Below are 19,320 nucleotides of genomic sequence, written 5' to 3' on the forward strand. Positions count from 1 at the left end.
TGGTCGGGTGGTGTACGGAGGGTCAGGCGGCGGCGTGCTCGCGCAGTGCGGTGGCGAGCTCGGTGGCGCCTGCCCCGGTGAGCACGATCGGCCGGTAACCCTCGCGGGCCAGCAGCCCGGCGGCGATGGCGGACCGGCGGCCGGAGGCGCACACGACCAGCAAAGGCGGCTCCGGATCGAGCTCCTCGGGGATGCCCTGCGTGAACAAATCGGGCAGGAAGCGCTCGACGGCGCCCGCCAGGCGGATCTGCTCCCGCTCGCTCGGCATGCGCACGTCCAGCAGCTGGGCGCCGGGCCGCTGGGCGAGCCGCTTGACGAAGGCGGCCGGCTCCAGCAGCTCGTACGTCTGCGTGGCGGTCTCGCCCAGGTCGCGGACGACACCGCGGACGGTGTCGATGCCGATCCGGGCAAGCTGAGTGACGGCCTCGCCGACGTCCTGGCCGGGCTCGGCGACCAGCGTGATCGGCTCGGCGTGGGGCAGCAGCCACCCCGCCCAGCTGCCGAAGTCGTCGCCCATCTCGATGCCGTACGAGCCGGGCAGCATGCCCCGTGCCTGGACGTGGCGCGGCCGGATGTCCACGACATGACCGGTGGGCCGGTCGAGCTCGGGCACGCGCACGGGCGGCATCGGTGGCACGCCGAGCGTGTTGGCCGGGCCCATGTACCGGTAGAAGGCGGGGATGGGCATCGGGGCGGCCAGCAGCGCATCGGCGAACTTCTCCGCGTCGTCGACGGCCAGAAGCGGGTTGTCGGCGCGTTCGGTGCCGATGGTGGAGGTGAGCCTGCCTGCGCCGGTGGCGGTGCAGAACGAGCCCTCGCCGTGCGTGGGGTACAGGGAGATGCCGGGTGGCAGCCCGGCCAGGCGGCGCAGCGAGAGGTGCTGGAGGCGGGCCAGGGAGCGGGCGCGTTCGGGGCCGAGCAGGTCGGGCCGGCCGGCCGAGGCGACCAGCAGGCTGCCGCCGGAGAACAGCGCGACCGGCTCGCCGTCGATGAGCACCAGGTAGCTGGTGTGCTCGGGGGTGTGGCCCGGCGTGTGGATCGGGCGGAGGGCCAGACCGGCGCCGCCGTCGATGTCCTCCAGGTGGAAGGCGGGCGTGTGCTTGTAGGCGGGGGCCGCGGCCGCGGGCAGCACCAGCTCGGCGCCGGTGCGCAGCGCGGCCTGCTCCCCGCCGGAGACGTAGTCGTTGTGCAGGTGGGTCTCCAGCACGAACCGCAGGTCGACGTCTCGTTCCGCGGCGGCGTCCAGGAAGCGGCCGATGTCGCGCTGGGGATCGACGAGGACGCCCTTGCCCTCGTGGGTGAACAGGTAGGTCTGGTCGCCCAGGCCGGGCGTCCGGAATGACATGACGTCCATCGTCCGCGGAACTCCCCTCGATACCCCGGGGGGTATCCATAGATCAAAAATGTGCGGCCGCGGGTGAATCGCGGCCGCTGGTGTCAGGCGAGTGCCAGGAAGAGCTTCTCCAGCTCGGCGACGCTCATAGGCGGCTGGTCGCCGTCGTTCTGGGCGGCCTGGCAGTGCCGCATCCCGGAGGCGACGATCTTGAAGCCGGCGCGGTCGAGGGCCTTGGAGACGGCCGCGAGCTGGGTGAGGACCTTCCTGCAGTCCTCGCCCGCCTCGATCATCGCGATCACACCGGCGAGCTGGCCGTGCGCTCGCTTCAGCCGCGTCAGCGCGTCGCCCACCATGTTCTCGTGCAGATCCATAGCATGAACCATACCCTAGGGGGTATATGTGGGCGCAAATCCCATGTCTCATCGAATCGTGACCAAGGCCCTCTTTCGGGCGCGTGCCGGCGGAGGACCCTGGTGACTCGCGGCTTCACGTTGTCGGCGGGCCGGCCGTCCCGTGGCGGCAGCGCCGTCGACATCGGCACCGTCGACATCAGGGGGTCGCGTCGGCAGCAGAGGAAGAACATGAACCAGCCAAAAACGGTCGTCATCACGGGCGGCAGCGACGGCATCGGCGCCGCGGCGGCCCGTCGGCTCCACCGGGAAGGCCACCGCGTCGTCATCGTCGGCCGCTCCCCGCGGAAGACGCAGGCCGTCGCCCGCGAGATCGGCGCGGACCGCTACCTGGCCGACTTCACGCGCCTCGACGAGGTCCGCAAGCTCGCCGCCGAGTTGAACACCGCGTACCCGCGCATCGACGTGCTCGCCAACAACGCCGGCGGCATCTTCGGTGACCGCGCCAAGACCGTCGACGGTTTCGAGAAGACCTTCCAGATCAACCACCTGGCGCAGTTCCTGCTCACCCGGCTGCTGATGGACCGGCTCATCGCGAGCAACGCGACGGTGATCCAGACCGCGAGTGTCGGCGCGCGTATGGCCGGCAAGGTCGTCCTTGACGACCTCGATCACGACAGGGACTTCACCGCGGTCCGGGCCTACTGCACCGCCAAGCTCGAGAACATCCTGTTCACCAAGGAACTACACCGCCGCTATCACTCCGAGGGCATCTCCACGGCCGCCTTCCACCCGGGCACCGTCGCGACGAGCTTCGCCACCGAGTCCGACAGCTTCCTGAAGTACATCACCGGCACCCGCCTCGGCCGAGCCTTCCTCATCACCCCCGACAAGGGCGCCGATCAACTCGTCTGGCTCGCCCAGGGCCGGCCCGGCGTCGACTGGATCTCCGGCACCTACTACGAGAAGCGCAAGCCGGCGAAGCGCAACAACCCCCAAGCCCTCGACGCCGACCTGGCCCGCCGGCTCTGGGACCGCTCCGAGGAACTGCTCGGCTGAGCCTCCTCCCGGCGCCGAGGCCAAATATCCGAATTGACGGACATTTCGCGCGCCGGGCGACGCCTTCCTGTGCCACCGGTTCCTGGTGCGCGCCGCCCAGGCCCACCGGGGCCGCGAGCCGAGGTTCATGTCCCAGACGCCGGTCCTCCTGCGCGAACCGCTGCGCACCGACCGCCCGGACGGCGCGTACTCGCCGCTGGAGACGGCTGTGCGCCATGGCCTCGCCGCCTGAGTACCGCTGAGCATGCCTGAGCACGCCGCGGCGGCGGTGCGGGGGCGCGTTCACCCCGAACGTGCCGGCCGCGATCGACTTCCAGGGCGGGCCGGGCACGGGCGAGAGCCATAGGACCCGGGATCGCCGCAGTTCAGAGGCAACTTCGGCCGCGGCGTGGTGCGCCGGCTACCGCTTCTCGACGGTGTAGGTCAGGTGGGTCACCCGGGATGATGCGTCCGTGCGGGTCTGGTCGAGGGCGAGGCGGGCCGGGTCCACGCGGTCGAACAGGCGGATGCCGGTGCCGAACAGCACGGGCGCGAGGGTGATCGAGAACTCGTCGATCAGGCCGCTGTCCAGGTACTCCTGGATCGTCTCGGCGCCGCCTGCGATGCGGACGTCGCGGTCGCCGGCGGCCTCGCGGGCCTGGTCCAGTGCGCTGGAGATGCCGTCGCTGACGAAGTGGAAGGTGGTGCCGCCCGGCCGCTCCCACGGGTCACGCTTGGTGTGGGTGACGACGAACACCGGGGTGTGGAACGGCGCCTCCTCCGGCCATGCCGGCTCGCCGGCGTCGAACATGCGCTTGCCCATGACGCTCACGCCGGTGCGCTCGTACGTCGCCCGAGCGATGTCGTTGTCGAGTCCTTCCTCGCCGCCCTCGCCGAGCTTGAGGTTCTCCCTGATCCACCGCTGCGGGAACGCCCACGCCTGCAGCTCCGACCACTTCGTCATCCAGCGCTGGACCCTCGGGTCGTTCCGACCTTCGGGCGAGAAGACGAGCTCGACGGGCACGGCCTCCGGCGCCATGAAGCCGTCGAGCGACATCGTCACGCTGAAGAACACCTTCCCGGCCATCAGCCCTCCGCTCCCTTCGGTGTGGTCTCGTTCCAGGTGAGTTCGGCGACGTAGGCCGCCAGGTTGCGCAGGGTCTGCTCGCCGCCCTCGATCGCGTGGTATTTCTCCACCGCCTCCTCACGGAGTTCCTTGGTGGGGAACACCGTGCGCATCACGATCCGGGTCTGTTCGCCGGCCGGCTCGAAGGTCAGGACCGACTCGAAGGCGTTGGGGTCGTCGCGGGACTCGCCGTGCTCCAGTGCGATCCGCTCCGGCGGGACGATCTCGGTCCAGGTGATCCACTCCTGGTAGTCGGTCCCGTCCGGCCCGTGCATCACGAAGTCCCAGGCCCCGCCGACGCGGAACTCGAAGGACCGCGTCGTGGTGGAGAACCCTTCCGGTCCCCACCACCGCGACAGGTGCCGGACCTGCGTGAACGCCTCGAACACCAGCTTCCGTGGGGCGCCGATGACCCGGGAGACCACGATCTCCCGGTCCGCGGTCGTGTGGTCAGGCTCGACGCCGCTACTGGTCGTCGTCATCCGGTGGTTCCTCCTGCCTTGCCTGTTTCAGATCTCGCACGTACTCGTCCAGCCGGTCGAAGGTCTCGTTCCAGAACCGTTCGAAGCCGCCCACCCACTCGTGGACCGGCCGCAGCCCGCGGGCGTCCAGGCCGTACAGCCGCTGCTTGCCCGCCCCGCGGACCCGCACCAGCCCGACCTCGCGGAGCACCCGCAGGTGCTTGGACGCCTGCGGCTGGCTCATCCCCAGGTCCCGCGCCAGTTCGGTCACGGGCCGCTCGCCGCCCCGCAGCAGCACCAGGATCTCCCGCCGCTGCGGCTCGGCGATCGCGTTGAACGCGTCCGAGGTCGTCGCCGCTCGTGCCATGGCGCCAATCGTATGCCTGTATCGGAATGTGTCAACCCGAGGACCGTGTGACCAACGACCGGCTCGGACCGTACGGCATGTGGAAGACCGCAGGATCGACTTCACCACCTTGACCGAGGCGGCCTAAGGAACCCGCGTGTCGGGTTCGGGAACCCGCACGGCCTTGACCAACAGCCACGCGATGAACGAAAGTTCCGCGACCGCCGCAGGGGTCATGGCGAAGGGTGAGATGTTTGCGCCGAAGTCGGGGGCGAGCAGGCGCGCGAACACGTCCACGAGGTGGCCGAAGCATCCGATCACCAGCAGGACGCCCAACACCTTGGGGAAGTAGCCCGACTTGACGACCAGGTAGCCTAGCGGCAGCAGCCACAGGCCGAAGTACGTCTGGGCGATGAGGTACCCGTCGTGTTGCATGGCGGCGAACAGCAGGGTGAGCTGGTCGGAACCTTTAGGGCCAAAGGCGGCGGTGTAGTCCTGGCCGGTGGCGATCGTCAGCGCCGCATGCTGGTTGAGCAGGTTCAGGCTTTGCATCGCGACGCTGACCGCGACGAAGGTGACCATGGCCGCGGCAACCATCTGGTTGACGTGCTTGAGCAGCAGGTACAGGGCCATACCCGTCACCAGAAAGGCCACGGCCCCCACCAACTCGCTGACCAAGCCGATGCGAAACAGGGTGGCCGAGGTGTCGATGTTGCCGGTCGTGGCCGCTGCGTCCCCTGACTCGACGATGCGCGTGTTCACCAGCCCGGCAAAGCTGGTGAGCACGGCGACGATCAGATACAGGAAACCCGCGATCCTCGCGAGTGTCTTCGGCGCGGTCACAGTTTGGTCCTCCCTTGGGTTACAGGGCCGGCGAGCCGGATCTGGCCGTGGCGGGAACGCGCGTCGGATTCGGGACCCCGCACAGCCTTGACGAGCATCCACGTCGTGAACATCGCTTCCGCGATCCCCGCAGCCGCGGAGATCGCAGCGAGTCCAACGCCCGGTGCAGACCAGCCTGGGGCCGAAGATCCGTGGGCGTACCTCGACCCGGCGTCCCGGCGAGTCCCCTCCGTCGCGCGCGGGGCGGACGCGAGCCGGAGGCTCACGCCGGACCGCCGGCGTGAGCGAGGGCCGATGGGGTCAGCCGGCCGACGATGGCCGGGGCCTCATGGATGAGGGCGTCGTTCTCCACCGCCTCGACCATGAAGCGGGCGTAGTCCACGCGACGGGTCAGGTTGCTCGCGAGGACAGGGTCGCCCACGTGTCGGCTCCACACCGGCAGGCCCTGACCGTCGCCCTCCTCCAGGTCGCTGCCACGCACGACCGTCCAGCTGGTGTCACTGGCGAGGATCCTCCGGCACGCCTCCACCTGGTCGTCCACGTCCACGACACGGGCGAGCTTCGCCAGCCGCCCGAACACGGCCGCGTACGCCTTGAACTTCCGGCTGTACACGTCCTTCCCATCGCGGGTGATGTGCCAGCCACAGGAGAACACCAAGCGGGCGCCCGGACGTGCGTGGTCGAGCACAGCCTGGGCCGTACCGGAGGCATAGTGGTTCACCCCCCACGGCACCAGCACCGTGAGCACGGCATCGCATCCGTTCGACGCCCGTGCGATGACCGCACGGGCGTCGGTCGCTCCGGGGATCACCGTGATCCGCCCCCCGAACGCGGCGAGCTTGGAAAGGCTCTGCTCTCGGCAGACACCCACGACCTCGTACCCGCGGTCCAATGCGTGCTGCACCATGTAGCGCCCGAGCTTCCCGGACGCGCCGACAATGCACATCCGCTTGCCCATGCCCGGCATCTCGGCTCCGTCTAAACCGATCGGTTCCACGACCTTCTCCTCAGCGCGCCCGCCACCTCCACCCTTACATCGTTAGGTGGAGGCTAACGGCGTTAGGTTCCACCTAACGATGTAAGGTTGTCAAGCCGTTCAAGCAACCTAGGCGGGAGGACCTCGTGGCCATGGAGTCAACCGGCACGCCCGCACCCCGCCGCAACTCGCTCAGCAGGGAGATGGTGCTCCGCACGGCGGTCGCGCTGGCGGACGAGGCCGGCACCGGTGTGCCGAGTATGCGCAGACTCGGCGAGCGGCTCGGCGTCGAGGCCGCGTCGCTGTACCACCACTTCCGCAACAAGGACGTGATCCTCGACGGCATGGTCGACCTCGTCTTCGGCGAGATCGAGCTCCCGCCGGACGACGTCGACTGGCGGGTCGCGATGCGACGGCGGGCCGTCTCAATGCGCGGCGCACTGATCCGCCACCCGTGGGCGATCAGCCTGATGGACTCACGGACAAACCCTGGCCACGCGACTCTGCGCCACCACAACGCGGTAATCGGCTGCTTGCGGTCGGGCGGCTTCTCGATCGCTGGTGCGGCACACGCACTCTCAGCGCTGGACAGCTACATCTACGGGTTCACGTTCCAGGAGCTCGGCCTGCCCTTCAAATCATCCGCCGCCTTCGAGGACGTGGCGGGCTCGATCCTGAAGCAGATGCCCCGCGATGAGTTCCCGCACCTCACCGAGATGATCGTCGACCGCGCCCTGAAAGGTGGGTATGCGTACACCGAGGAGTTCGCCATCGGACTCGACCTGATCCTCGACGGACTGCAGCAGCAGCGCGAAAGCTGGCTGTAACCCGTCAGCGAACGAGCCGGGGCATACAGGTGGCGGAACTCGTGCGGGTCCCAGGCCGTGACCTCTGCCCCAGGGACCGCGGCCACGGGGACGGCGGCCGTAGCCAGGATCGGGGCCAGGGCCACCGCGGCGATGCCATACGGCAGAGCGCGCCGGGTCCAGCGCATCGGTGTCCTTGAGATCGGGGTTCGAAGCCCCACAGGCTGCCGGTGCTCCCCGGCCCGCGTCGTCACCCCACGGGCATAGGCCGGACGGACGATGCGCCGCCCGGCCGCGGCTTCCTAGGGTTGGGCGATGCGTAATCCTGTGCCACCAGGGCAGCGCGCCCGGGTGTGGGCGGTCCTGGACCTCTGCGCGGCCGCCGGGTACGGCCTGCCGGCGTGGGGCATGCTCGCCCACCGGCACGGTCCCGGCATCCTGGCGGCCGCCGGGACGTCGCTGGCCTGCCTGCCGCTGGCATGGCGCCGCAGCCACCCGCTGACCGCGTTCGCGGCCGTGCTGTCCGCGTTCTGGCTGACGCCGCTGGAACCGCTGATGGCGACGCTCGCGCTGCCGCCGATGGTGGCGGTGCTGTACACGCTCGCCGGGGCGCTGCGTCCCCGCCCGGCCCTGGTCATGCTCGGGCTCGCCCTGACCGGCACCCTCGCCACCGCGCTGCCCGATCTCTCCCGCACCGGCGCGGTCGCCCCGTACTCGTTGATCTTCATCGTGGCGCTGCTCGGCGTCCTGCGCGAGGACGGGGACCAGGACGCCGCACCCGCGCCGCTGCCCGGGCTGGCGGGCCTGGACGCGCTGATCGGCCGCACCGCGCGGGCGGGGCTGGAGGTCGAGCTGGCGGTGAGCGGCGCCGCGCGCGACCTGCCCGCGGGTGTCGACCTGACCGCCTACCGGATCGTCCAGGAGGCGCTCACCAACGTGATCAAGCACGCCGGCGTGTCCCGCGCCCGGGTGGCCCTGGCCTACCAGCCCGGCGAGCTCGTCGTCCAGGTCACCGACGAGGGCCGCGCCCGCCCCGGCCAGGCTCTCGCCGCCGGCCACGGCCTGGTGGGCATGCGCGAACGCGCCGCCGCGTGCGGCGGGGAACTGCGGGCCGGGCCGTTGCCGCAGGGCGGGTTCGAGGTGGCGGCGCGGCTGCCCTGCGCGGAGGACGGCTGGTGAGCGTGCGCGTGGTGGTGGCCGACGACCAGGCGCTGGTCCGGGCCGGAGTGTGCGGGATCGTCGGGACCGCGCCGGATCTGACGGTGGTCGGCCAGGCCGCCACCGGAGCCGAGGCGGTGCGGGTGGCCGAGCGGACCGGCCCGGACGTGGTGCTCATGGACATCCGCATGCCGGGCATGGACGGCCTGGAGGCCACCCGGCGCATCACGGCCTCCGGGTGGGCCCGGGTGGTCATGCTCACGACGTTCGACCTGGACGAGTACGTGTACGCGGCGCTGCGCGGCGGTGCCAGCGGTTTCCTGCTCAAGGACGTCCCGCCGCGCGACCTGCTGGAGGCGGTCCGGGTCGTCGCCGCCGGGGAGGCGCTGCTGGCCCCCCGCGTCACCCGCCGGCTGATCGCCGAGTTCGCCGACCGTCCCCCGCCCGCGCGGGGAGACCTGCCCGGGGTGACCGGGCGCGAGCGGGAGGTGCTGACGCTCATCGCCCAGGGTCTGTCCAACGCCGAGATCGCCCATCGGCTGCACATCGGCCCGGGAACGGTCAAGACGCACGTACGCCACCTTCTGGCCAGGCTCGACGCGCGCGACCGCGTCCACCTGGTGATCATCGCCTACCGTGCCGGACCGGTGTCCCCGGACTGACCCGCCGAAAGACCGCCGGGATCGGGCCGCCGTCTACGTCGTCCTCGTCAACGCGTTCTGACTCCCGGCTCCTGGACCGCGGCTCCGGCGGCCGTCAGGCGTCGAGGGCGCTGCCCTTCTTCCACTGCTTGAACGGCAGCTGCCAAAAGCCCCAGCCGTTGTTCCACTCAAGCGACCGGGTCGTGCCGACGATCTTGACGACGTCGCCGCGGTGGAAGTTCTCGTAGAACCACTTGGCCTGGTCGGGGCGGGCGTTGATGCAGCCATGGCTGACGTTGGCCCGGCCCTGCGAGCCGACCGACCAGGGCGCGCTGTGGACGTACTCGCCGCTGTTGGAGATGCGCACGGCGTGGTCGACGACCTCCTTGTAGTAGCCGGGGTCGCCCTCCTTCTTCCCGGGGGAGATCATGGTGACCGGGCTGCCACGTTCCATGGTCAGGTGAATGCCGTTGGTGGTGGTGTACTCGCGGGTGGTGGCCTTGCCGGCGCTGATCGCCATCCGCTGGACGATCTTGCCGTCCTTGCGGACGACCATGCTGTGGGTCCTGGTGTCGACGGTGCTGATCCACGCCGCGCCCACCTGCATGGTGGTGGCGTAGTTCTTCACGCCGTACATGTCCTTGCCGGCGCGCACGCCCTCCAGGGCCGCGGTGAAGCGGACCTTCTGGTGGGCGGGCCAGTACTTGGCGGGCCGGTAGATGACGTACCTGTCGTCGATCCAGCGCCACGCGCCCACGACGGGCTTCTGCGTGGTGACCTTCAGCGCCTCCTCGACGGCCTTCCTGTCGCCGACGGGCTGGTTGAACCGCACCATGATCGGCATGCCGATGCCGACGGTCTCGCCCTTGACGTTGGGCGTGACGTCGATGATGCGCAGCTCCTGGGCGGGCTTGAGCGTGGTGAAGGAGCTGGTCACCGTGGCCGGGCCGCCGTCGCCGCTGGCCTTGGCCGAGACGGTGTAGCCGCTGGCGGGCGTCAGCGGGCCCTTGGACACCCACTTGGTGTGGTCGGCGTCGAACTCGCCCTCCAGCACCTTGCCGCCCTCGCCCTGGACGGTGACCTCCTCCAGCTCCCCGTTGCTGGCGGTGACCACGACGCTCTTGTCGGGGCGGACCTTGCTGGCGCCCTTCGCCGGGCTGACCTTGATGATGGGCGCGGGCGTGGGCGGCGCGGTCGACTCCGTGCCCGTACCGCCGCCGCCGGGGCCCGGTGACCCGGGCGCGCCGGAGCATGACGCGGTCAGCAGCCCGGCCGTCCCCACGGCCAACACGGCGATCGGAGTCCTCAGACGCTGACGAAAGTCCCGCACAGACCTCTCCCCCACGGCGGCAAAGTCCAATTAAAAAAACCCTAATGGGGGCGCGCGCCCGAACGCACATCTTTTGGGCGAGTTAGATCACATTTCGGTCACTTGCTAGGGGTAATGCGGGCCGCAAAGCCACTACGGGCCGTCAAGAAGATCTTCGCGATAGGTCAGGAAAGGGCCGCGCGGCGCGGCCGTGAACGATCATTCGCCGGGGGCGGCACCGGCGTGGAGCACGGGCTGAGATCACCCGAACGCCCGCGCCGGGCCCCGCCTGCCCGGTCACGGGGAGCATTCACCGATACCGCCCGTGAACCCGCGCCGCTTCACGTACATCCGAACGGGAATTCGCCGTGCCGGGCCGCGCGGCGAGCCCGAAAGCCTCCGCCCGCCCGGCCCGGAAATCGTTTCGCCGCCGCACCGGACGCGGGATCATCGCGCCTTTCACGCCGGCGGCGACGAGGGCGGGTCAGTCCTGGCGCAGGCGGTGGGTGAGGCCGGTGTGGCGGCGGCCGGCGCCGCGGGTGCGCACGGCCTGGCCCAGGGCGCGGCGGGAGCCGACCAGCACGACCAGCTTCTTGGCCCGCGTCACCGCCGTGTAGAGCAGGTTGCGCTGCAGCATCATCCACGCGCTGGTGGCCAGCGGGATCACCACGGCGGGGTACTCGCTGCCCTGGGAGCGGTGGATGGAGACGGCGTAGGCGTGGGCGAGCTCGTCCAACTCGTCGAAGGCGTACTCCACGCTCTCGTCCTCGTCGGTGAGGACGGTGAGCTTGCTCTCCTCCGGGCGCAGGTCGGTGACCACCCCGACGGTGCCGTTGAACACCCCGGCCACACCCTTGTCGTAGTTGTTGCGCAGCTGGGTGACCTTGTCGCCGATCCGGAACACCCGGCCGCCCACGCGCCGCTCGGGCATGCCGTCCCGGGAGGGGGTGAGCGCCTCCTGCAGGGCGGTGTTGAGGTTGGCCGCCCCGGCCGCGCCGCGGTGCATCGGGGCCAGCACCTGAACGTCGCGGCGCGCGTTGAGGCCGAACCTGCGCGGGATGCGCCGGGCCACCACGTCGACGGTGAGCGCGGCGATCTCCTCGGGTTCCTCGCAGGGGAACAGGAAGAAGTCGCCCATGCCCTCCAGGACGGGGCTCAGGCCGGTGTTGATGCGGTGGGCGTTGACCACGACGCCGGACTGCTGGGCCTGGCGGAAGATCTGGGTGAGCCGTACCCGGGGGACGGTGTCGGCGGCGAGCAGGTCGCGCAGGACCTCCCCGGCGCCGACCGAGGGCAGCTGGTCGACGTCGCCGACGAACAGCAGGTGGGCGCCGGAGGGCACGGCCTTGACCAGCTTGTTGGCCAGCAGCAGGTCGAGCATGGAGGCCTCGTCGACGACCAGCAGGTCGGCGTCCAGGGGGTTCTCACGGTCGAAGGTGGCCTCCCCGCCGGGGCGCAGCTGCAGCAGCCGGTGGACGGTGGTGGCCTCGTGGCCGGTCAGCTCGGCCAGGCGCTTGGCGGCCCTGCCGGTGGGGGCGGCGAGGATCACCTTGGCCTTCTTGGCGCGGGCCAGGGCGACGATGGAGCGCACGGTGAAGCTCTTGCCGCAGCCCGGGCCGCCGGTGAGCACGGCCATTTTGGACGTCAGGGCCAGCCGCACCGCGTCGGCCTGCTCGGGGGCGAGCTCGGAGCCGGTGTGCCTGCGCAGCCAGGTGAAGGCGGCCTCCCAGTCGACGGCTGCGAAGGCCTTGAGGCGGTCGTGCCCGGAGTCCAGCAGGCGGCGCAGCCCGCCGGCCAGCGCCCGCTCGGCGCGGTGGAAGGGCGGCAGGTAGACCGCCGGGACCGGGCCCTCGGCGGCGGGGACCTCTTCGCGGACGGCGCCCTCGGCGGCGACCAGTTCCTCAAGGCAGCTCGCCACCAGGTCGGGGCCGACCTCGAGGATCTTGACGGCGTCGGCGACGAGGTTGGGGGCGGGCAGGAAGCAGTGGCCGGCGTCGGCGGCCTGCGACAGGGTGTAGCGCAGGCCGGCCTTGACCCGCTCGGGGCTGTCGTGCGGGATGCCGACGGCCTGGGCGATGGTGTCGGCGGTCTTGAAGCCGATGCCCCACACGTCGTCGGCCAGGCGGTAGGGCTCGGTCCTGACGACGGTGATGGAGGTGTCGCCGTACTGCTTGAAGATGCGCACCGCGATGGAGGTGGACACCCCGACGCCCTGCAGGAAGATCATCACCTCTTTGATGATCTTCTGTTCCTCCCAGGCCGCGGCGATCATCTTGGTGCGCTTGGGGCCGAGCCCCGGGACCTCCACCAGGCGCTCGGGCGAGGTCTCGATGACGTCCAGCGTCGCGGTGCCGAAATGGCCGACGATGCGCTCGGCCATCTTCGGGCCGATCCCCTTGACCAGGCCCGATCCCAGGTAACGCTGGATGCCCTGCACGGTGGCCGGCAGGACGGTGGAGTAGGACCACACCTCGAACTGCCGGCCGTACTTGGGGTGGGAGCTCCAGCGGCCGCGCAGGCACAGGCTCTCCCCCACCTGCGCGCCCAGCAGCGGGCCGACGGCGGTGACCAGGTCGGCGCCGCCCCGCTCGGGGGCGACCCGCGCGATGGTGTACCCGGTCTCCTCGTTGGCGTAGGTGATGCGCTCGAGGACGGCGCGCAGCTCCAGGCCGGGAGGGGAGCCGTCGGCTGGGGTGGTCATGGCGGGTATTCTCCCGCAGCCCGCGGGGCGCGGGGGCTGCGGCGGGCCCGGCGCGACGGCGGCGCTCATCCGGCGCTCATCCGGCGCTCATCCGGCGCTCATCCGGCGCTCATCCGGCGCTCATCAGGCGCTCATCAGGCGCTCATCAGGCGCTCATCAGGTGGTCATCCGGCGCCGCGGGCGCGGTGGTTTCTCACCTTGTGGCGGTTGCCGCAGCGTTCCATCGAGCACCAGCGGCGCGCGCCCGGCCGCGAGGTGTCCACGAAGACCAGGTGGCAGTCGTGGGCGGCGCACTCGCGCACGCGGTCGCGCAGCGGGCCGGTGAACAGCTCGATCGCGTCGCGGGCGATCTGGGAGATCACCTGGTCACCGGTGACCGGCGCCGCCCAGCTCCGCCGCCCGTCCTCGGCCCGGGGCACCGGCGTGGGGCCGGCCGCGGCGGCGTTCAGCACGTCCGGGCCGGTCAGAGGACGGCCGGCGACCCGGTCGCGCGCCAGCCGCCACAGCTCGTCGCGCAGTCGTACGGCGCGGGCGAGCTCGGCGGGGGTGACGCGGACCTCGGCCGGATCCAGGCACAGCCGGGAGGCGGCGGCGAAGACGGCCAGGTCGTCAGGGACGAGCAGCGCGTGATGGCGGGCCGGCGCGCCGGGGCCGCCGGTGGTGAGGAACTCCAGGCACAACGCGCCCGGGTCGAACCGGTAGGTGGTGCCCTCCGGGGAGCGCATCGTCAGACCATCCGCCACGTAACCACCCTAGGCGGTTACACCGGTGGCGCCGCCCTGCGCCGGGGGTCGAGCGCGAGGGAAGATCCCCGATAGTGTGGCAGGGTTGCCGGCGAGCGGCGTACGGATGACGGGGAGGCGGCCGGATGGCGGCGGTTCTGGAGGCCACGGCGCGCGCGCTGCTGCGGCGCGTGGCGATCGAGCAGTCCGAGGCGCGCGCGCCGTCGCTCGCCGTCATGATCGTGCGCGACGGCGAGCCGGTCTGGTTCGCCGCCCGCGGCACGGTCGAGGGCGCCGCCCCCACGCCCGACACCCAGTATCGCATCGGGTCGATCACCAAGACCCTGGTCGCCGTCATGGTGATGCGCCTGCGCGACGAGGGCGCCGTGGAGCTCAACGACCCGATCGGCAAGCACGTGCCCTCCACCCCCGTGGGCGAGGTCACCGTGGCCCAGCTGCTCGCCCACACCGGCGGCCTCACCGCCGAACCCCCCGGCCCCTGGTGGGAACGCACCCCCGGCGTGCCGGCCGAGGCCCTGACCGGCGCCCTCACCGAGGAGACCACGCGTCACCGCCCCGGCCGCAGGTTCCACTACTCCAACGTCGGCTTCGCCCTGCTCGGCGACCTCGTCGCCCGCCACCGCGGCACCGGCTGGGACCAGGCGGTGTCCTGCGAGATCCTCCAGCCGCTCGGCATGCGCGACACCACCACCCGCCCGCGCGAGCCGCACGCCCGCGGCTACGCCGTCCACCCCTTCGCCGACATGCTGCTGCCCGAGCCCGAGCACGACGCGGTGGCCATGGCCCCGGCCGGGCAGCTGTGGTCCACCCCGGCCGACCTGGCGCGTTGGGCGGCGTTCCTGTCCGGCGGCGACGAGCGCGTCCTGCGCCCGGCCACGCTGGCCGAGATGCGCGAGCCCGCCATCGTCGAGGACGGCGACGCCTGGAACGGCGGCTACGGCCTGGGGGTGCAGTTGCTGCGCCACCGGGGGCGGCGCCTGGCCGGGCACGGCGGCTCGATGCCCGGCTTCCTGGCCGTGGTGTGGGCCGACCCGGCCGACCGCACCGGCGTGCTGTGCATGGCCAACACCACCTCTGGGCTGCGCGGGTCGGTCGCCACCGACCTGCTGGACATCCTGGACACCCACGAGCCGGCCATCCCCGCCGAGTGGACGCCCGCGCCCGCCGAGCCCGACCTGCTGGAGCTCACCGGCCCCTGGTACTGGGGCCCGGCCGCCTACCTGCTGCGCCTGCTGCCCGGCCGTGACGTCTCGCTCACCCCGCTCGGCCACCTCGGCCGGGCCTCCCGTTTCGCCGCCCAGGCCGACGGCACCTGGCTCGGGCTGGACGGCTACTACGCAGGGGAGATCATGCGCCTGGTGCGCCGCCCCGACGGCTCGGTCAGCCACCTGGACCTCAACACCTTCATCTTCACCCGCCTGCCCTACGACCCCGCCGCCCCGGTCCCCGGCGGCGTCCAGGAACCCGGCTGGCGCTGACCACCTCCGGAGCCCCGCGTCCCGACCGGCCCGGCCGCACCCGCCCAGGCGGACAGGTGCGGCCGGGCGTGGCCGAGGGAGGCCGCGCGGTTGGTGCTGGCGGGTGAGTATCTGGCACACCTGGCCGACCGGAATCGGGGCTGGGTCGCCGAAGCGGAACGGCACCGCAAGCTCATCGCCCGACCAGCGCGTGATCAGCGTCTCTGATTGGCTCAGCGATCCTGTGCGTTACACAGAATCAAGGCACAACGAGCTGCCCGGTATTCACCGATCGTCTTCGTGCCCTGGTGCCGGCAACCGGAGCCGCCGGCCCGTCGAGCACGTCCCTCCGGACGCCGACCGGTCAGGCGTGCACAGCCCGACCGGGGAGGGTGCCCGACATCGCCTGGGCGCCGGGCGTGCCGGTAACAACATGTCACGACATAACTACGATTCGCTAATCGAATCGGAAAGCCTCCATCAAACCCGGCACTTGAACATGGCGTGCACGCCATGTAGGGATGACCAAGGGACACCCCCCATCCCCCTCAGTTCCTTGGAGCGCGCATGCGCAGACTTCTCGCTCTGGTGCTGGCCGTGTTGGCCGTCACCCTGACCGTCCGGCCCGCCCAGGCCGCCGTCGACGGGACGCTGACGGTATCGTCGGCGTCCATCATGGTCGGCGCCGATGTACAGTTCAGCTACTCCACGCCCCGGCCCAACGCCACAAACTGGGTCGGGCTGTACAGCGACCCCGGCAACGGGCCCGTCAACGAGGCCTTTGTCGGGCCGTCCACCAAGTGGGTGTACGCCGCCTCCGCGAACGGCACCGGCACGCTGCCGACCGCGGGCCTGGCCGCCGGGAACTACAAGCTGTTCTACCTGTACAACGACGGCTACACCTGGCTGGCTCAGCCCATCGCGCTGCAGCTGACCGCGCCTTCGGGCACGCTGACGCTCGCCTCGACGACGGTCACCGCGGGCGACCCGATCCAGCTCAACTACACGACGACCAAGCCGAACGCCACAAACTGGGTCGGGCTCTACCGCAACCCCGGCGACGGCCCCGTCAACCAGTCCTTCGTCGGGCAGTCGCTCCAGTGGACCTACACGCCTGGGGCCGGCGGCTCCGCCTCGCTGCCGACCTCGGGGCTGAGTACGGGCGACTACATCGTCTACTACCTGTTCAACGACGGGTACACGTGGCTCACCCTACCCGTCACGCTGCGGTTGACGAGCAACGCCAAGCCGCGCTTCCCGACGTCGGCGTTCGCACTGCGCAACGCCAAGGTCGGCGCGGCCTACTCGGCGAAGATCGGCGGGCTCGTCCAGGGCGACACCACCGGGCTGAGCTTCACCAAGACCTCCGGGCCCGCCTGGGCGTCGGTCTCCTCCTCGGGCGCCGTCACCGGAACGCCGACGGCGGCCGGTAACGCCACCCTCGGGATCCGCGCCACCACCGCCTCCGGGACGGCCGACGCGACCGTGACCATCCGCGTCCAGTCCGGCGCTCTGGTACCGCAGCTCAAGGCGCTGAGCTGGAACCTGTGGCACGGCGGCACCCGGGTGACCAACAGCCTGGAGAAGCAGCTGAAGTTCCTGCTCGAACGCGACATCGACGTCGTCGGCATCCAGGAGAACCAGGGCACCGTCGTCCAGACCCTCGCGGACTCCCTCGGCTGGTCCTACTTCCAGAACTCCGACGTCGCCGTCATCAGCCGCTACCCGATCACCGGCACCACGCCCACCGTCGCGGGCAGCGCCCTCGCCGCCAAGATCGACCTGGGCTCCCGCTCCCTCCGCCTGTGGAGCGCCCACCTCGGCTACACGCCCTACGGCCCCTACGACGCCTGCTTCGGGCGCATGACCGTCCAGCAGCTCCTGAACCGCGAGTCCACCTCGGGCCGCACCGGACAGATCAACGACATCGTCACCGCGATGTCCGCCGACCTGTCCGCCTCTGCGACCACCCCGGTCCTCCTCACAGGCGACTTCAACGCCCCGTCCCACCTCGACTGGACGTCGGCGAACTCCCGCTGCGGCTACGGCGCCGTCCCTTGGCCCACCTCCACGGCCCCGGTCAACGCCGGCCTCACCGACTCCTACCGCCAGGCCCACCCCAACCCCGCCACCCACCCGGGCACCACCTGGTCCCCGGTTACCAAGACCTTCACCGGCGGCTACGGCTACGACTCCCACACCGGCGAGCCGGAACCGCAGGACCGCATCGACTTCGTCTACTACAGAGGTCCTCTCTCGGTCCTGTCCTCCGAAGCCGTCTGGGAAGGCACCCCCTCCGAGTCCAACCCGTCGGCCAACCTTTGGACCTCCGACCACGCCGCCGTCCTCACCGTCTTCCAGGTGAACTGACACCCCTGGCCGGCCTCCGCCTAGAAGACCAATGAAGATCTTGAGTTCTGGCCCCGCCCTGTGAAGGGTGGGGCCAGACTCGTGTCCCGTGGTGATGGAGCGGTGGGCCGGGCAGATGATCGCGAACGGCCGCCCGAGCATGCCGCCGCAGGCTCACCGCAACCCCCCGCACGGTAGGAAGCCGCGGGCCGCCGGCGCGTCCGCGCGGGGATTACGGCTCGCCCATGGTGCGACAAGCCGGGGTCGACAGCGTTTTCCGGCATGTTGCCACGGGTCGCAGCCACCGACGAGACGTGGTGACGTGGGACGTCGGCGGCACCGGGCAACTCCGGCGCGACATACGATTCCCGGGTGACCAGCACATCCGCATCAGCGCAGCACCTGCGCGACCTCGCGCGGCTGCGCCGCGTCCGTGACCGGATCGACCGGGAGTACGCCCAGCCGCTGGACGTCGAGGCGCTCGCCCGCGGCGTGAACATGTCGGCCGGGCACCTCAGCCGTCAGTTCCGGCTCGCCTACGGTGAGTCGCCGTACGGCTACCTGATGACGCGGCGCATCGAGCGCGCGATGGCGCTGCTGCGTCGTGGCGACCTCAGCGTCACCGAGGTCTGCTTCGAGGTCGGCTGCTCGTCGCTCGGCACGTTCAGCACTCGGTTCACCGAGCTGGTCGGCGTACCGCCCAGCGTCTATCGGCGCCACGCGACGCGCGCGACGGTGGGGATCCCGTCGTGCGTCGCGAAGCAGGTGACCAGACCGGTCAGGAATCGAGAAGCGCGTTCCGCGAAGGCGCAACTAGTCTGACCTGCATGGATATCACCATTCACGCGAGCTTCCTCCCGCAGGACGACCCGGACGCCGCTCTGGCCTTCTATCGCGACACCCTCGGCTTCGAGGTCCGTAACGACGTCGGATACGGCGGGATGCGCTGGATCACGGTCGGTCCCCCCGGCCAGCCCGGCACCTCCATCGTCCTGCATCCGCCGGCCGTGGACCCCGGCATCACCGACGACGAGCGCCGCACCATCACCGAGATGATGGCCAAGGGCACCTACGCCGGCATCATCCTGGCCAGCAAGGACCTCGACGGCGCCTTCGAGCGGCTGCAGGCCGGTAGCGCCGAGGTCGTCCAGGAGCCCACCGACCAGCCGTACGGGATTCGCGACTGCGCCGTCCGCGATCCCGCGGGCAACATGGTCCGCATCCAGCAACTGCCCTGAGCCGTCCGGCGATCGCACGGGATTCGCGACTGCGCCGTCCGCGATCCCGCGGGCAACATGGTCCGCATCCAGCAACTGCCCTGAGCCGTCCGGCGATCGCACGGGATTCGCGACTGCGCCGTCCGCGATCCCGCGGGCAACATGGTCCGCATCCAGCAACTGCCCTGAGCCGTCCGGCGATCGCAGCCGTGACCCGCACGGAGACGGCACCGTGAGGGAGTCCGTCCTCGGGGCCGGTGGCGGCCGCCTGGTGGCCACCGTCACCGGCCCGAGGACGACGTCCCCGGGCCGTTTCAGGACCGATGAGTCCGCCCCCGCTCCCGCGCTCGCGATCGCGCCTGCGGAGGAAAACCAGACATACTGCTCGAACCTGGTCGGATTCGGCCAGGCGGCGCCGGTGGGGACCGCGAAGGCGGCCCCGCCCACCAGATAGACATAGATG

The 19,320-nt window shown here is 71.0% G+C and carries 20 protein-coding genes; 10 read left to right on the forward strand and 10 right to left on the reverse strand.

From position 1 onward, the window contains the following. Nucleotides 1-22 precede the first annotated feature (22 nt). Together AB0M95_RS32925 and AB0M95_RS32930 are read right to left on the reverse strand one after the other, a co-directional pair. Entirely contained in the window at nucleotides 23-1,345 is a 1,323-nt protein-coding gene (locus tag AB0M95_RS32925; protein ID WP_363773131.1) for an MBL fold metallo-hydrolase, read from the reverse strand. Nucleotides 1,346-1,437: 92 nt separating this feature from the next. After that, complete coding sequence (locus AB0M95_RS32930; RefSeq protein WP_363773133.1) at nucleotides 1,438-1,707, reverse strand: metal-sensitive transcriptional regulator; 270 nt, start codon at nucleotides 1,705-1,707, stop codon at nucleotides 1,438-1,440. A 102-nt stretch (nucleotides 1,708-1,809) separates the two neighbouring features. Here AB0M95_RS32930 and AB0M95_RS32935 point away from each other — a divergent pair, with 102 nt between their 5' ends. Together AB0M95_RS32935 and AB0M95_RS32940 are read left to right on the forward strand one after the other, a co-directional pair. Continuing rightward, nucleotides 1,810-2,745: an SDR family NAD(P)-dependent oxidoreductase gene (locus AB0M95_RS32935; protein ID WP_363773136.1), complete on the forward strand. Its 936-nt coding sequence runs from the start codon at nucleotides 1,810-1,812 to the stop codon at nucleotides 2,743-2,745. An 85-nt stretch (nucleotides 2,746-2,830) separates the two neighbouring features. Continuing rightward, nucleotides 2,831-2,977 carry a hypothetical protein gene (locus AB0M95_RS32940; protein WP_363773139.1) on the forward strand — a complete coding sequence of 49 codons (147 nt, stop codon included), beginning with the start codon at nucleotides 2,831-2,833 and terminating at the stop codon, nucleotides 2,975-2,977. 168 nt (nucleotides 2,978-3,145) lie between these two features. Here the strand turns inward: AB0M95_RS32940 and AB0M95_RS32945 are convergent, their stop codons facing one another. The 5 genes from AB0M95_RS32945 to AB0M95_RS32965 form a co-directional block, all read right to left on the reverse strand. Further along, nucleotides 3,146-3,811, reverse strand: a complete 666-nt coding sequence (locus tag AB0M95_RS32945) for a dihydrofolate reductase family protein (RefSeq protein WP_363773142.1) — start codon at nucleotides 3,809-3,811, stop codon at nucleotides 3,146-3,148. Continuing rightward, nucleotides 3,811-4,332, reverse strand: coding sequence for an SRPBCC family protein (locus AB0M95_RS32950; RefSeq protein WP_363773145.1), 522 nt, complete (start codon nucleotides 4,330-4,332; stop codon nucleotides 3,811-3,813). The genes AB0M95_RS32945 and AB0M95_RS32950 overlap by 1 nt, the downstream gene beginning before the upstream one ends. Beyond that, nucleotides 4,316-4,678 (reverse strand): metalloregulator ArsR/SmtB family transcription factor, encoded by a 363-nt coding sequence (locus AB0M95_RS32955; RefSeq protein ID WP_363773148.1) that lies wholly within the window; start codon nucleotides 4,676-4,678, stop codon nucleotides 4,316-4,318. The genes AB0M95_RS32950 and AB0M95_RS32955 overlap by 17 nt, the downstream gene beginning before the upstream one ends. A gap of 123 nt (nucleotides 4,679-4,801) precedes the next feature. Further along, a complete protein-coding gene (locus AB0M95_RS32960; protein ID WP_363773151.1) occupies nucleotides 4,802-5,500 on the reverse strand; it encodes a DUF4386 domain-containing protein in 699 nt (232 codons plus the stop codon). A gap of 262 nt (nucleotides 5,501-5,762) precedes the next feature. Beyond that, the gene (locus tag AB0M95_RS32965; protein WP_363773154.1) at nucleotides 5,763-6,497 is read right to left on the reverse strand and encodes an NAD(P)H-binding protein; all 735 of its coding nucleotides are present in this window, start codon (nucleotides 6,495-6,497) and stop codon (nucleotides 5,763-5,765) included. Between the two features lie 131 nt (nucleotides 6,498-6,628). On the opposite strand from AB0M95_RS32965, the gene AB0M95_RS32970 reads away from it, so the two are divergent. From AB0M95_RS32970 to AB0M95_RS32980, 3 genes are all read left to right on the forward strand, one after another. Continuing rightward, nucleotides 6,629-7,303 carry a TetR/AcrR family transcriptional regulator gene (locus AB0M95_RS32970; RefSeq protein ID WP_363773213.1) on the forward strand — a complete coding sequence of 225 codons (675 nt, stop codon included), beginning with the start codon at nucleotides 6,629-6,631 and terminating at the stop codon, nucleotides 7,301-7,303. Nucleotides 7,304-7,597: 294 nt separating this feature from the next. After that, nucleotides 7,598-8,461 carry an ATP-binding protein gene (locus tag AB0M95_RS32975; RefSeq protein WP_363773157.1) on the forward strand — a complete coding sequence of 288 codons (864 nt, stop codon included), beginning with the start codon at nucleotides 7,598-7,600 and terminating at the stop codon, nucleotides 8,459-8,461. Then, complete coding sequence (locus AB0M95_RS32980) at nucleotides 8,458-9,102, forward strand: response regulator transcription factor (protein WP_363773160.1); 645 nt, start codon at nucleotides 8,458-8,460, stop codon at nucleotides 9,100-9,102. Before AB0M95_RS32975 ends, AB0M95_RS32980 begins: the two co-directional genes overlap by 4 nt. A gap of 94 nt (nucleotides 9,103-9,196) precedes the next feature. Here the strand turns inward: AB0M95_RS32980 and AB0M95_RS32985 are convergent, their stop codons facing one another. The 3 genes from AB0M95_RS32985 to AB0M95_RS32995 form a co-directional block, all read right to left on the reverse strand. Then, on the reverse strand, nucleotides 9,197-10,411 hold the full coding sequence (locus AB0M95_RS32985) for an Ig-like domain-containing protein (protein WP_363773163.1): 1,215 nt from the start codon (nucleotides 10,409-10,411) through the stop codon (nucleotides 9,197-9,199). Between the two features lie 463 nt (nucleotides 10,412-10,874). Then, entirely contained in the window at nucleotides 10,875-13,091 is a 2,217-nt protein-coding gene (locus AB0M95_RS32990; protein WP_363773166.1) for an ATP-dependent RecD-like DNA helicase, read from the reverse strand. A gap of 164 nt (nucleotides 13,092-13,255) precedes the next feature. Continuing rightward, nucleotides 13,256-13,834 (reverse strand): CGNR zinc finger domain-containing protein, encoded by a 579-nt coding sequence (locus tag AB0M95_RS32995; RefSeq protein ID WP_363773169.1) that lies wholly within the window; start codon nucleotides 13,832-13,834, stop codon nucleotides 13,256-13,258. Nucleotides 13,835-13,959: 125 nt separating this feature from the next. Between AB0M95_RS32995 and AB0M95_RS33000 the strand changes: the two genes are divergently transcribed. The 5 genes from AB0M95_RS33000 (at nucleotide 13,960) to AB0M95_RS33020 (ending at nucleotide 19,311) form a co-directional block, all read left to right on the forward strand. Beyond that, complete coding sequence (locus AB0M95_RS33000; RefSeq protein ID WP_363773172.1) at nucleotides 13,960-15,312, forward strand: serine hydrolase domain-containing protein; 1,353 nt, start codon at nucleotides 13,960-13,962, stop codon at nucleotides 15,310-15,312. A 546-nt stretch (nucleotides 15,313-15,858) separates the two neighbouring features. Further along, nucleotides 15,859-17,661: an endonuclease/exonuclease/phosphatase family protein gene (locus AB0M95_RS33005; protein ID WP_363773175.1), complete on the forward strand. Its 1,803-nt coding sequence runs from the start codon at nucleotides 15,859-15,861 to the stop codon at nucleotides 17,659-17,661. A 351-nt stretch (nucleotides 17,662-18,012) separates the two neighbouring features. Then, nucleotides 18,013-18,462: an AraC family transcriptional regulator gene (locus AB0M95_RS33010; RefSeq protein ID WP_363773177.1), complete on the forward strand. Its 450-nt coding sequence runs from the start codon at nucleotides 18,013-18,015 to the stop codon at nucleotides 18,460-18,462. Between the two features lie 5 nt (nucleotides 18,463-18,467). Then, entirely contained in the window at nucleotides 18,468-18,878 is a 411-nt protein-coding gene (locus tag AB0M95_RS33015; RefSeq protein ID WP_363773180.1) for a VOC family protein, read from the forward strand. A gap of 211 nt (nucleotides 18,879-19,089) precedes the next feature. Beyond that, nucleotides 19,090-19,311, forward strand: a complete 222-nt coding sequence (locus AB0M95_RS33020; protein ID WP_363773183.1) for a hypothetical protein — start codon at nucleotides 19,090-19,092, stop codon at nucleotides 19,309-19,311. Nucleotides 19,312-19,320 lie beyond the last annotated feature (9 nt).

The sequence above is a fragment of the Sphaerisporangium sp. NPDC051017 genome (assembly GCF_040683095.1).
Lineage (GTDB): Bacteria > Actinomycetota > Actinomycetes > Streptosporangiales > Streptosporangiaceae > Sphaerisporangium.

Excerpts from the sequence above, each read along its gene's own strand:
- AB0M95_RS32925 (WP_363773131.1), bottom strand. The coding sequence starts at position 1,345 with ATGTCATTCCGGACGCCCGGCCTGGGCGACCAGACCTACCTGTTCACC.
- AB0M95_RS32930 (WP_363773133.1), bottom strand. The coding sequence starts at position 1,707 with ATGGATCTGCACGAGAACATGGTGGGCGACGCGCTGACGCGGCTGAAG.
- AB0M95_RS32945 (WP_363773142.1), bottom strand. The coding sequence starts at position 3,811 with ATGGCCGGGAAGGTGTTCTTCAGCGTGACGATGTCGCTCGACGGCTTC.
- AB0M95_RS32950 (WP_363773145.1), bottom strand. The coding sequence starts at position 4,332 with ATGACGACGACCAGTAGCGGCGTCGAGCCTGACCACACGACCGCGGAC.
- AB0M95_RS32955 (WP_363773148.1), bottom strand. The coding sequence starts at position 4,678 with ATGGCACGAGCGGCGACGACCTCGGACGCGTTCAACGCGATCGCCGAG.
- AB0M95_RS32970 (WP_363773213.1), top strand. The coding sequence starts at position 6,629 with ATGGAGTCAACCGGCACGCCCGCACCCCGCCGCAACTCGCTCAGCAGG.
- AB0M95_RS32975 (WP_363773157.1), top strand. The coding sequence starts at position 7,598 with ATGCGTAATCCTGTGCCACCAGGGCAGCGCGCCCGGGTGTGGGCGGTC.
- AB0M95_RS32990 (WP_363773166.1), bottom strand. The coding sequence starts at position 13,091 with ATGACCACCCCAGCCGACGGCTCCCCTCCCGGCCTGGAGCTGCGCGCC.
- AB0M95_RS33000 (WP_363773172.1), top strand. The coding sequence starts at position 13,960 with ATGGCGGCGGTTCTGGAGGCCACGGCGCGCGCGCTGCTGCGGCGCGTG.
- AB0M95_RS33005 (WP_363773175.1), top strand. The coding sequence starts at position 15,859 with ATGCGCAGACTTCTCGCTCTGGTGCTGGCCGTGTTGGCCGTCACCCTG.
- AB0M95_RS33015 (WP_363773180.1), top strand. The coding sequence starts at position 18,468 with ATGGATATCACCATTCACGCGAGCTTCCTCCCGCAGGACGACCCGGAC.